The organism is Terasakiella sp. SH-1, assembly GCF_004564135.1.
GTDB lineage: Bacteria > Pseudomonadota > Alphaproteobacteria > Rhodospirillales > Terasakiellaceae > Terasakiella.
Window position 1 is genome coordinate 3,460,775 of record NZ_CP038255.1, and the last position, 11,790, is coordinate 3,472,564.

Genomic DNA, 11,790 nt, shown 5'->3' on the forward strand with positions numbered 1-11,790 from the left:
GCCATTATAGAACCTCATTTTCAGCCCCTTTGTTTTTTATGATGCATAAACAAATCAGTAGGCATTCTATTGACCACATACCTCTTGTCATTAAGGCAATTTCTTTAAAATTGATAATTAACGATAAAGTCAAGCAACATAGAAGAGCAATATATAAAGTCGTATCAGCATGTTTTATCTGAAAGGCAATATAATAACCGTAGAGAAATGGTAAAAGTAATAAGATTAATCCCAGCAACCCAATTCCAAAAATTAACCTGTTATACCCTAAATCAGTTGCAATATAGCCCCCTTCCTCCCTGCCAAGAGATCCACTTCCTAACATAAAAGTTTCTAAATCGGTTGGAAAAATCCACATCTCACGAATATGTTTGAAATAGTAAAAGTTCTGAGGGTCAGATATCATCATTTGAAAGTTAAGAGCAGATCCCATAAAATGGGAAAAAAGAATAGAACTATTTATAAAATCAAAGCTACCTAATAATAAAACTGATATAATCAAAAATATACTTCCAATCATTATTAAAAGTGTATATTTAACTGTACTTATTATATTTCCGCTCAATTGATAAAAAATAAATAAAAATACAATATGAGATAAAATCAACCCTGTTTTACTTGTTAAAGCAATGCTAATTAAGATAATTATAGAAAATATGGTTTTTAAGAACTTATTAGCGACCTGCCCATCAAGAAAAATGAGAGGTAATCCAATTAAATGGATTGCTGATGTTTGTGCTAGACCATAAGTTAGACCCGTTATGCGTGCGCCAGTTGAAATTTCAGTTCCAGCCCAATTAACATATTGTTTTGCATTAGTTAACTCATAAATAGCACTACGAGTTTCTTCATTTATGAACATTGCAATAATGATTAAGCTATGTAAAACAATCGCATAAAGAATAAACTGAATAAGTATTTTATCCCAATTATTTTTAAATAATTTATAAAAAATAAAAATAATCCCTATTGCAGCACTAAAATTAATCCCAGATCGAATTGTTCTTAATATGAAATGCATTTCAATTTTGTTATGATAAAAATAAATAAATGATAAATATAAAATAATTAAAACAAATAAAATAAATAAAAATCGCACATGTTTAAAACATAATATATTTTTAATATAAAAAAATGTATATAATGTAAATACAAATGATACAATTACTATAATATCAACATATTTACTTAATTTCCATCCAAAAATAAAAAAGAAAACACATATATACATTAATATATACATTAATATGTAAGATTTTTTTTTTAACATCTATTATATCAATATTATTAAAATGAATATTTAATCAGTTTATTCAATAGTTTCAGGAGCAAAATACAACATTCACTAGGAATAACAATTTGACATTTTTGCCCAGCTCATTCAATAGGGCTTAAAGAGACATTTTCTTGGTGTCATATCAAAACCGTAAACTTTTGACTCATAAGAGTCTGAATCCAGTCCAGTTATTTCGCCATGATTTAACGATTGAGGGAAATTTAGAGCGCTTCAGCTACAAGCTGACTCGCTAAAGGGGGGGCAAAACTTTCTGAACTGTTAAGTGTGGCGGAAAATTATTGGGGAGCATTGGCTACTGACAGCCCGTTGTCGCAATATACAGAATGCCGTTCATAACCTGCTGTAAATCCGTTGTTCGTGGACGTCCCTGAGGGCAAGGCACAGGTATGATGAAATTTTCAATCAAATTCCATTTTTTATCCGTTAAATCGCTTGCATATCGACAATTCGAGTGGTTGCTGTCCAAGCCATTATTGTTCTCCATCAGTTGTCGCAAACCGATAGAAACATAAGTAACTGTAATCACTCAACGACTTTTAGGTCAGGCTCTGTCCAGTTTTTTGGGATCATCTCTGAGATGCTTTTCTTTTTCGACTTAATTCCTTAATACCATCATGTATACTAGGCAATGTAATCTTAAAATCTTTAGAGAATCGGTTACTATTCATTCTCATATCTTTTGGCCTAGGTGCTAATCCTAATTTTTCTATACTCTTCCCAATTTTTACCATTGAGGTGTCAAGCATTAAATAATCTGCAATACACAATGCAAAATCAGCTTTAGACATTCCTCCACAAGATGATCCCAAATTATATGTTCCTATTCTATCAGAAAGAATCGTTGCTTTTATAAGCTTAGCTAAATCTTCAACATATAAAGGTGAAAAATAAATATCATCGAAAAGAGTAATTTTAGTTTTCTCTAAAAAAGAATGGATCAACCAGTCAACAAATGTTAGACGTTTTTCTCTGCCTAAACCAAAAAAATTCGTTCTAATAATCAGGTGATTTGGTAACTGCCTAGCAAGGTCCTCCCCCCATAATTTTGTCATTGCGTAAATATTGATTGGAGCAACTATATTTTCAGAATGGGGGCCTATACCGGAATATACTTGGTCTGTTGAAATATATATAAATCGAGTTTTAGAGGATTCTTTCAATATCCAACTTGTTAGGTTTCTTGTAATTTGAACATTTGAGATATAAGCAGATTGTGGATCTTCCTCACAGCAATCAACATTTGTTGCTGCAACGGTATGAAGAATAACATCCGGGTTAATTTCTGGAAGTAAATCCTCAATCTGAGATGCATCAGAAAGATTACATTTAAAGAAGTTTGAATTTTCCTCAGCTTGTGATAGGCCAAAATTAAAAATTTCTCCACAGGTCTTGAGTTTTGGGCCTAAATACCCACCTAAAAATCCTGTAGCCCCTGTCAAAAGAATTTTCATCATATTTTCATCTATTTATCACTTAGTTCACCTCGTAGATATAATAAGATTAACTCGATAATTAGAATGCCCTTAATTATAAATGCAATTATTTAATTGAAGAAAGTGTAAATCAATTACGCTAGTTAACATAGGAAATGTTAAAAAAGTTTGGAGCTATCCTAGATAACTAGTTGTTTAGTCTTAGCTTGGTTCACATCTCAAGTGTAATTTGAAGGTTTTGAAAGAATGCCTCGGCGCGTGTCCTGAACCCAGGGCATTTTCTGGGTGTGGTGTTTAAGTTCCATGTAATGTCATCAATGTCCTGATCGCTATCATCCTTGATGTCTGTTTTTCGCGGCATGTCCCGCCGAACAATGCCATTTGTGTTTTCGATACCACCACGTTGCCAAGGTGAATGCGGGTTACAAAAGTAGGCTTCGATGTCCAAAACGCCTTCTTTATTTTGCCTGAGAAAAAGGACGGTACGGTCTACGCGATGCAACCATGATCCTAGGCATGGCTTAAGGGGATGTGAAGTCCGTAATTTGACTTGGGATCAAATCAAGGGTATTTACATTAAACGCAGAAAACACGGTATTGATAGTACGCACGCCCTAATCTCGCTATGAAATGGGGGCAGCCCCAGTCCTGAATCTAGCTCTTAACTTGATGGAGCAATAAAAAGAGGCTATACGTTTTACAATTCTAATTTAATTTTAATTCTGTCAGAATACCTCCCATGCTGCAAACGAAGATAATAAGCCAAATTTTGTCCTCAAATGCTTTCAAAAATATTTTCCGTTTCTCATTTTTCGGAATATTTGCAGGTATTTTATTAGGTTTTAAGTCTAAGTGTATTTATAAATCTAATAATAAAGATTCGTTAAAAATCATTGTGTTTAGTTCTAATCGTTACGAGCAAGATCTCGACGCAATTTCGAAGGTAGAACAAGCTAGTTTTTATACTATTCCTTTAGAGCTTTTTCAAAAAATTAATGCAATCTTTTCGTTCAAAGGGAAAACGGAAAATATTTTCTATCACCTTGAAGAAGACCCAGTTCTTTTAAACTTAAGAGATAGGCAAGTTTTGTTCCTTAGAAAAGTAGGATGGGTTTTAAAGAAGCTTTTTCATTACGATATTGCGATTACTCCATCTATGCAATACGTTAATGAAAAGGCTTGGGTCAAAGGTTTACCTGAAGGCGGGCTCCCTTTTGTTGCAATTCATAAGGAGTTCACACTGATAGATGAACATCATATTCCACGCCGAGTTAAACTTAATAAAGAAGAAAAAATTCGTTTTGAAGGTAGTCGTTTACTTGTAACAAATCAAACAGGTAAGGAACTGTTTATTCAGTCTAATATTTTTGCTGGTGAAAAGATCGGGGTAGTAGGTTTACCCCGTATGGATCGAATTTTAAAAGCTGACAGTGTATTTCGTAAACCTACTTCATCCAAACAAATGACAATGTTTTCATTTGGGCATTTTTCTGGTGATATGGAATATATTCCACGAGAGCGTAAAGCTCATTATTTTAGTATTAATGACGACTTGGGTTTTGTTGAACTTGTACGTGATAGCCATGCAGCTTTTGCAAGGGCTGCCCTTAAACGTCCTGATTTTAGGTTTGTTTATAAGCCCAAATATAATGATCCTGATTGGTTCGCAGAAATTGACCATTATGTAGAGTATGGTACTGGAAAGTCGATTAAAGAAATTAAGAACTTAGAAATTGTTTTTGATCCCGCACCTGATTTGATATGTCAATCAACAGCCGTTGTGGGGTTTAATTCAACTGTAGTTATTGAAGCGCGAGCTTTGGATAAGCCTACATTAATTCCAGTTTTTGCAGAAGCGGTCGGAGCTTATAAAGATAATGTGTTTTTTCGTGATTACTTAAAATTATTTGAAACTCCAAGTTCTGCTAAAAAATTAGAAGAACGGTTGCTTGAATTGGCTAAAGGGCAAGATACAACGCAGTCTAGTGATAGAAAAGTATATCAAAAATTTATCCGAAATTACTTAGGTTATGATGATGGGCGAACGTCCCAACGTGTCATTGAAGAACTTAAAAAAGTTTTATAAGTAGTAGTTCTGGCGTTCTAATAATAACTCCGCAATTTCGAAATCAAACGGTTCGTCAATATCAATCGAAACTTTGGCATCCATTATATATGGGCGTATTTTTTCACCATATAATGATGGTGTTTTACATAATAAATTATCTGTTTTAGTAACAATAATAGCAGGACCATTTCTACCATAAACTTTTGGAATGGTCTGAGTTTGCCCAGGCTTTGGAGCATTGTCATGATAAGTATTTAGAAACCCCTCATGCTCAGTCATTAATTTCATAGGATTAAACTGATGAGGACATTCAGTTACACTTACGACACTATCGCATGCATTAGACCTAAATAATTTAATAGCTTCATCTATGTGTATAGATGTGCGCAAAGGCGACGTGGGTTGCAGGAGGACTAAAATATCATAATGTTCACCTTTTTCATTATAGAAATTTAATAAATCTATTAAGACTGGCAACATAGGTGTTGCGTCTTCTGCGAGTTCTTTGGGGCGTACATAAGGCACTGTCCCACCCCATTGTAGCGATATATCTGCAATTTCTGAATCATCAGTAGAAACAACATAGGAATTAATATGTTGAGATTCTCTTGCTGCTATACAGGTGTAAGCAATTAGAGGCTTGCCAGCACATAATTTAATGTTTTTCCGAAGTACCCTCTTTGAACCACCTCGGGCGGGAATTACTGCTATTATTCGCATATCATTTACCTATGTATATCTTGCTTCAAGAAACATCATGTGCAAATTTGAGACTACCTTAATAATGCGATACCTAAAAGATTATGTCTGAACAAATAAAAAATATATGTGTTGTAACTGGAACCCGAGCAGAATACGGCTTACTTTTCTATTTACTTAAAGAACTTAACAAATCAACTAATTTCAATCTACAAATTGCGGTAACGGGCACCCACCTTTCTCCTGAGTTCGGTAATACATATCAGCAAATTGAACAAGATGGTTTTTTAATAAATGCTAAAATAGAAATGTTATTAAGTAGTGATACACCTATAGGTATTGCAAAATCAATTGGCCTTGGCGTTATTGGCTTCGCTGATGCATTTGATCGATTGAAACCAGATATTATTGTTTTATTGGGTGATCGGTACGAAACATTAGCTGCAGCCCAAGCCGCCTTACCCGCACGAATACCGCTCGTACATATACATGGGGGAGAAGCTACAGAGGGCCTAATTGATGAGGCTATTCGTCATAGCCTTACAAAAATGTCTCATGTTCATTTTGTAACAGCTGAACCATATAGAAATCGTGTAATTCAGATGGGAGAAGATCCCAAATATTGTTTCAACGTAAGTGCGCCAGGTTTAGATAATATCGGTAACTTAGATTTGATTGACAAGAAAGAGCTTGAAGAATTCCTTGGAATTGATCTGAAGCAAAAGATTTTTATTGTTACTTATCATCCTGTTACACTTGAAGAAAAGCCATCTCGTAGTATTAATAATCTAATAAATGCTTTAAATCAATTTGATAGAACTTCCATTGTATTTACAGGTACTAATGCAGATACATCTGGTCGAGAAATTCGACATTTAATCGAAAATTATGTACGAAAAAAACCTAGGGACCTTGCAGCTGTCGAAACACTTGGTCAACGTCGCTACCTTTCTCTTATGCATTATGCTGATGTCGTTATTGGGAATTCTTCCAGTGGGATTTTGGAAGCCCCAGCTATGGGAGTTCCAACTGTAAATATAGGAATACGTCAAAAAGGCAGGCTCACAGCACCCTCTGTTATATCCTGTAAGACGGATGAAGATAGCATCAAGGAAGCTATTCAAAAAGCCCTATCAGATGAACACATCGCACTTACAAGAAAGAAAACTTCTCCATTTGGGCAACCAGGTGCTGCAAAACGTATGGTCGATCATTTAAATAATATTAATTGGAATAAAATTATAATCAAATCATTCCATGATATTCTGGTGAAATAAGGACCAAATAATGAGTATGCGTATTATTTTGATTGGCTGTGTAGAAACAAGTAAGACAGCACTTGAAACTCTTATGAACCACCCTAAATGTGAATTAGTGGGCATTGTTACACGGGATTTTAATAACTTCAATTCTGATTTCACTGACCTTTCATTGCATATAAAAGGAGATAGATGTCCTGTATATTATGCTAACTCACAACATCGTCAGGATAAGCTTACTTCTTGGATTACAGAAAAAAAACCTGATCTAATTTTCTGCATTGGATGGTCTTGGTTATTACCCCCTTCTATTCTTAAGATCCCTCGTATTGCAGCTATTGGATATCATCCAGCAGCTTTGCCAAAAAATAGAGGGCGCCATCCATTAATCTGGGCACTTGTTCTGGGCTTAGAAGAAACAGCATCTTCCTTTTTTATAATGGAAAATAAACCTGATGAAGGAGCATTAGTACATCAAATTCCAATAAAAATTAAATTTGAGGATTATGCTAAAGACTTGTATCAAAAAATATTAAACTTAATTCCCTCACAAATATCTGAAATCATTGACCAAGCTTATGTAGGAAATTTAACTCATAAAAAACAAAGTAATAAAGAAGCAAGTTATTGGCGCAAAAGATCTCCGAAGGATGGGATGATTGATTGGAGAATGTCTTCCATAAATATTTATAATTTAATTAGAGGTTTATCCTATCCTTACTGCGGCACGTCTCTATTTGTTGGAAAAAAAGAATATTTAGTATGGCGTAGTAAAATAGGACCAAAGTTCCCAAATGACATTGAACCTGGAAAAGTTTTATATATTGAAGGTAATAATATATGCATAAAGTGTGGAGAGGGTTCTTTAGTCTTAATTGAACATGATATTGAAACCTTACCTGAGGTAGGTGAATATTTATAATGGATATCTTAGTAATTGCACCTCATCCAGATGATGAGACTCTTGGCTGTGGTGGTACCCTGCTCAAGCACAAAGCAAACGGTGATCGAATTCACTGGTTGATTATAACGTGTATGAATGTTGAACAGGGCTTTTCAGCTGAACGTATTAGAAATAGAAAGGTTGAAATTGTAGAAGTTTCTAAACAGTTTCAATTTGATAGTGTCTTTGAGCTTAATTATCCTTCCACCCTATTGGATACAATTCCAATGTCAGATTTTGTCTTAAGAATCAGTGATGTTATAAAAGAAATTAAGCCTGAAGTTGTATACCTTCCTCATGGCGGAGATATTCATTCAGATCATTATGCTGTATATCAGTCTGCTAAACCTTGTATTAAATGGTTTAGATACCCCAGCATTAAGAGAACCTATATATATGAAACTATTTCAGAAACCGATTTTTCATTACCTGACAGTTCTTTTTTTCAACCCAATGTTTTTATAAATATATCTGAATTTATTGACAAAAAAATAGAAATTATGAAAATATATGGTGGTGAAATGAAAGAGTTTCCTTTTCCTCGCTCCGAAAGAGCAATACGTGCATTAGCTGAACAACGTGGCTCCCAGGTAGGCTGCCATGCAGCAGAAGCATTTATGTTACTAAAAGAATTCAAGTCCTAATGACAAAATGTTTTATTATTGCAGAAGCTGGCGTAAATCATAATGGTGATGAGAAACTAGCATACGAACTTATTGCAGCGGCGGCTGAGGCTAAGGCAGATGCTGTAAAATTCCAAACTTTCAAAGCTGAACGTCTTGTAAGTCAAGGGACGCCAAAAGCAAACTATCAATTAGAACAGACAGATAAATCAGAAAGTCACTTCGATATGATTCAGCGTCTGGAAATAAGTCCAGACCAGCACTTTAGGCTCAAAGAAGAGTGTGAAAAATATAACATTGAATTTATGTCGACTCCTTTTGATACTATTAGTGCTAACTTTTTGGTTAAAGAACTTAAAGTTAAACGTTTAAAAATTCCCTCAGGTGAAATCATTAACGGTCCCTTACTTGATCATGTTGGACGTTTAGGGGTACCAATTATTTTATCTTCAGGAATGTCATCATTGTCTGAAATTAAACAAGCTTTAAAGGTTCTATCTCATAGCCTATGTCACCGCGATGGTCCTCCAGACTTTAAAGCATTGATAGAAAAAAGTGATCAAAGAGCTTTAAACGAGAATATCAGTTTACTTCATTGCACAACTGAATACCCAGCTCCATTCAATGAGATTAACCTTCGGGCAATGGATAATATGAGAAAAGAATTCAGGCTTCCAGTTGGTTATTCTGATCACAGTCTTGGTATTCATATTCCCTTGGCAGCAGTAGCACGAGGTGCGCGAATTATTGAAAAACATTTTACACTGGACCACAACCTGTCTGGACCAGATCATGCAGCATCATTAGAGCCAGCTGAATTAATTAAAATGGTTCAACTTATCAGGGATGTTGAGGTCGCGCTAGGAGACGGCATTAAAAAAACTACAAAAAGCGAAAAAAAGAATCTACCAGTCGTGCGCAAAAGCCTTGTCGCCAAAGTTGATATTTCTAAAGGTGAGACATTTACGGCTGAAAACTTAAGCATTAAAAGACCTGGTGATGGCATAAGTCCTATGCAATATTGGGACTATTTAGGTAAAATAGCTGAGGCTGACTATAAAAAGGACGCATTAATTAAATGAAAATAGGTTATTTTGGCGATGGTCCTTGGGCTGTTAGAGCGCTTGAATTATTAAGAGATGAAAATAATATCACAATTGATTTTATTGTTGGCCGTTATGGTTCAGTCGACCCCTCATTAGAAAATATGGCGCGTAACCTTAATATTCCTTTCTTTTGTCCTCCCAAAGTCAATGCACAGGATTTTCTTAAGACAATATCCACATTTCAGTCAGATTTAAATGTATCAATGTCTTATGATCAAATTATAAAACCTGAATTAATCAACCTGTGTCCTGAGGGGTTTGTCAATTGTCATGCAGGAGCTTTACCATTTTATCGGGGAAGAAATATTCTCAACTGGGTTTTAATTAATGGTGAAGACAAATTTGGGGTCACACTACATTATATTGATGAAGGTATTGATACTGGGGATATCATTGAGCAAAGGTTTTCTTCTATTGGCAAAGATGACACCTACTATGATATTCTTGAAATAGCTCATGAACTATGTGCTGAGACACTTTTAACAGGTCTTAGAAAAATCAGAGATAAACAAGTTAAACCAATTAAACAGAGTAGTATTCATCCCGTTGGTTTCTATTGTGGTCGACGTAAAGTCGGAGATGAAAATGTAGACTGGAATTGGACTAGTGAACGTATTCACAATTTTGTCCGAGGAATTTCTTCTCCTGGTCCATGCGCCCGTGCAAAAATTAAATCTGATGATATAGCTATTGTTCGTACGAGATTAATCTTAGGAGTACCTAGCTATATGGGAACACCAGGTGAAATTATAGGCAAAAATAATGAAGGTGTAATAATAAAAACTGGAGATACGACACTTCAAATTCTTGAATATGCTCACATTAACAAGCAACAACAGCCAGAAAAGATACTTAAGCCAACATGGCCAATTGGGACGCGAATTGATAGTAAAAACTAAATTTAAATATCAGCTTTGGCACGCTGGTTGAGAGTGTCCGTTGTCAAAACATTAGAGACCAGAGATCATGATTTCTCTTTGGTTGATTTTAAACGGCCTGATTTTGGTAGATCAAGCGTCTTTTAGCGATAGTCTGTCGTTTTAATATAGGTAATATCAGTTACCTAAAATCGATTTGGTTCCAGAACATCAAATTGTCGATCAAGTGTATTATCAACAACAATAGACGGTTTTCCACCATATTGACCAGGACGACGTTTATATCCGATCTGAGCACAAATTCCTGCCAGACGAGTCAGGCGTGCGACACGGTTAGGACTGATGCATTCGCCTAATTCTCACAGGTCATCGTGTAATTTACGATAGCCATAAACCTTGCCACTCTCTTCCCAAGCCTGTTTGATGAGTTCAGTTTGGCGTTGGTCTTCAAGGGCTCTATTGCTGAGTGGTGATTTTAGCCACGCATAAAATCCGCTTGGATGAACTCGCAATATACGGCACATGCTTCGGATCATAAAATCAGAACGATGCACCTTCATAAAGGCGTACTTCACTTGGCATCTTTTGCGAAGAACGCCGTGGCCTTTTTTAAGATGTCTCACTCCTCGGTGACACGGGCCAACTCTTTCTTTTAGCGACTGATCTCGGCAGATTGTTCCATAACTTCTTGGGCAACAGCTGGCAATTTAGAAAACCGCTTACGCCATTGATAAAGCGAATGTGTGCTGACACCTAAACGCCGGGAAACTTCTGCGACTGAATAGCCCCGTTCCGTAATCTGCTATACAGCATCAATTTTAAATTCATCGGTGAAATAGGATTTGGATATTGAATAACTCCTTGCCTCATTTTGTAACCGACAAGGTGTCTAGAAATCTAGGGGCTATTCAATCGTGTAAACTCCTTTTAGGAGGTGCCAGAAGATGGTTATCAAGAAAGAACTGCTCGATGAGCTATTTGCGTCCGTTGACAACCCACAAGACTTGATGGGTGAAGAGGGACTTCTCAAAAAATTGAAGAAAGCTCTGATTGAACGGGCAATGACACTGGACCGCCTGACCATTGATCTTTTAGACCATCAGGTCCCTCTTTATTAAAACGCAAAACCCAGTCATGGATTATTTGCAAAGTCACACCGCCATATTTCTCCAACGAACAAAACGATTGTAGAGCGTTTTATGTGAACCGTAACCTGTCGGAGTGTCACGCCATACGCCATTGAAGACCACGTTTAGGCACATGAATAATACATGAAATAACCCGTTGATCATCGGTGCGGGGAACGCCATGGGACAACGTCATGCGACCCCATTCAGGCCGGCTGGCGCTGTTATGGAAAAACACCCATGCAGACCTTCGAGAATGTCAAACATTTGGCTATTGAGAAAAATCTTGATAACTTGATGCCACAATCGGACAACACGATCTCAAATATTTTTGCTGTCCGATAATTCATATATGTC

Annotated in this window: 10 protein-coding genes and 3 pseudogenes; 7 read left to right on the plus strand and 6 right to left on the minus strand. The window is 35.9% G+C overall.

Annotation, left to right across the window (positions count from 1 at the left end):
• Positions 1–4: 4 nt before the first annotated feature.
• From E4K71_RS16310 to E4K71_RS16320, 3 genes and pseudogenes are all read right to left on the minus strand, one after another.
• On the minus strand, positions 5–1,270 hold the full coding sequence (locus E4K71_RS16310; RefSeq protein WP_135081368.1) for a hypothetical protein: 1,266 nt from the start codon (positions 1,268–1,270) through the stop codon (positions 5–7).
• Positions 1,271–1,592: 322 nt separating this feature from the next.
• A pseudogene (locus E4K71_RS16315) lies at positions 1,593–1,781 on the minus strand (transposase); the annotation flags it as partial.
• 82 nt (positions 1,782–1,863) lie between these two features.
• On the minus strand, positions 1,864–2,751 hold the full coding sequence (locus E4K71_RS16320) for an SDR family oxidoreductase (protein ID WP_135081372.1): 888 nt from the start codon (positions 2,749–2,751) through the stop codon (positions 1,864–1,866).
• A 718-nt stretch (positions 2,752–3,469) separates the two neighbouring features.
• Between E4K71_RS16320 and E4K71_RS16325 the strand changes: the two genes are divergently transcribed.
• Positions 3,470–4,816 (plus strand): CDP-glycerol glycerophosphotransferase family protein, encoded by a 1,347-nt coding sequence (locus E4K71_RS16325; protein WP_135081374.1) that lies wholly within the window; start codon positions 3,470–3,472, stop codon positions 4,814–4,816.
• Here E4K71_RS16325 and E4K71_RS16330 read toward each other — a convergent pair.
• A complete protein-coding gene (locus E4K71_RS16330; protein ID WP_135081376.1) occupies positions 4,811–5,518 on the minus strand; it encodes an acylneuraminate cytidylyltransferase family protein in 708 nt (235 codons plus the stop codon). The genes E4K71_RS16325 and E4K71_RS16330 overlap by 6 nt on opposite strands.
• Positions 5,519–5,601: 83 nt before the next feature.
• Between E4K71_RS16330 and neuC the strand changes: the two genes are divergently transcribed.
• The 5 genes from neuC to E4K71_RS16355 are packed head-to-tail and all read left to right on the plus strand — an operon-like array spanning position 5,602 to position 10,327.
• A complete protein-coding gene (gene neuC / locus E4K71_RS16335) occupies positions 5,602–6,774 on the plus strand; it encodes a UDP-N-acetylglucosamine 2-epimerase (protein ID WP_135081378.1) in 1,173 nt (390 codons plus the stop codon).
• Between the two features lie 10 nt (positions 6,775–6,784).
• Positions 6,785–7,678 (plus strand): formyltransferase family protein, encoded by an 894-nt coding sequence (locus E4K71_RS16340; RefSeq protein WP_135081379.1) that lies wholly within the window; start codon positions 6,785–6,787, stop codon positions 7,676–7,678.
• Entirely contained in the window at positions 7,678–8,343 is a 666-nt protein-coding gene (locus E4K71_RS16345; RefSeq protein WP_135081381.1) for a PIG-L family deacetylase, read from the plus strand. Before E4K71_RS16340 ends, E4K71_RS16345 begins: the two co-directional genes overlap by 1 nt.
• Positions 8,343–9,404 carry an N-acetylneuraminate synthase gene (gene neuB / locus E4K71_RS16350; protein WP_135081383.1) on the plus strand — a complete coding sequence of 354 codons (1,062 nt, stop codon included), beginning with the start codon at positions 8,343–8,345 and terminating at the stop codon, positions 9,402–9,404. The genes E4K71_RS16345 and neuB overlap by 1 nt, the downstream gene beginning before the upstream one ends.
• Entirely contained in the window at positions 9,401–10,327 is a 927-nt protein-coding gene (locus tag E4K71_RS16355) for a methionyl-tRNA formyltransferase (RefSeq protein WP_135081385.1), read from the plus strand. Before neuB ends, E4K71_RS16355 begins: the two co-directional genes overlap by 4 nt.
• Positions 10,328–10,494: 167 nt before the next feature.
• On the opposite strand, the pseudogene E4K71_RS18495 reads toward E4K71_RS16355, so the two are convergent.
• Positions 10,495–11,105: pseudogene (locus E4K71_RS18495) on the minus strand (IS3 family transposase); the annotation flags it as partial.
• Positions 11,106–11,250: 145 nt separating this feature from the next.
• Between E4K71_RS18495 and E4K71_RS18500 the strand changes: the two are divergent.
• Positions 11,251–11,424, plus strand: coding sequence for a hypothetical protein (locus E4K71_RS18500; RefSeq protein WP_240796837.1), 174 nt, complete (start codon positions 11,251–11,253; stop codon positions 11,422–11,424).
• A gap of 51 nt (positions 11,425–11,475) precedes the next feature.
• Here E4K71_RS18500 and E4K71_RS16375 read toward each other — a convergent pair.
• Positions 11,476–11,620: pseudogene (locus E4K71_RS16375) on the minus strand (transposase); the annotation flags it as partial.
• Positions 11,621–11,790: the final 170 nt, after the last annotated feature.

Bases quoted from the DNA above. Each gene is read 5' to 3' on its own strand.
- E4K71_RS16310 (WP_135081368.1), bottom strand. From the start codon at position 1,270: ATGTTAAAAAAAAAATCTTACATATTAATGTATATATTAATGTATATA.
- E4K71_RS16320 (WP_135081372.1), bottom strand. From the start codon at position 2,751: ATGATGAAAATTCTTTTGACAGGGGCTACAGGATTTTTAGGTGGGTAT.
- E4K71_RS16325 (WP_135081374.1), top strand. From the start codon at position 3,470: ATGCTGCAAACGAAGATAATAAGCCAAATTTTGTCCTCAAATGCTTTC.
- E4K71_RS16330 (WP_135081376.1), bottom strand. From the start codon at position 5,518: ATGCGAATAATAGCAGTAATTCCCGCCCGAGGTGGTTCAAAGAGGGTA.
- neuC (WP_135081378.1), top strand. From the start codon at position 5,602: ATGTCTGAACAAATAAAAAATATATGTGTTGTAACTGGAACCCGAGCA.
- E4K71_RS16340 (WP_135081379.1), top strand. From the start codon at position 6,785: ATGAGTATGCGTATTATTTTGATTGGCTGTGTAGAAACAAGTAAGACA.
- E4K71_RS16345 (WP_135081381.1), top strand. From the start codon at position 7,678: ATGGATATCTTAGTAATTGCACCTCATCCAGATGATGAGACTCTTGGC.
- neuB (WP_135081383.1), top strand. From the start codon at position 8,343: ATGACAAAATGTTTTATTATTGCAGAAGCTGGCGTAAATCATAATGGT.
- E4K71_RS16355 (WP_135081385.1), top strand. From the start codon at position 9,401: ATGAAAATAGGTTATTTTGGCGATGGTCCTTGGGCTGTTAGAGCGCTT.
- E4K71_RS18500 (WP_240796837.1), top strand. From the start codon at position 11,251: ATGGTTATCAAGAAAGAACTGCTCGATGAGCTATTTGCGTCCGTTGAC.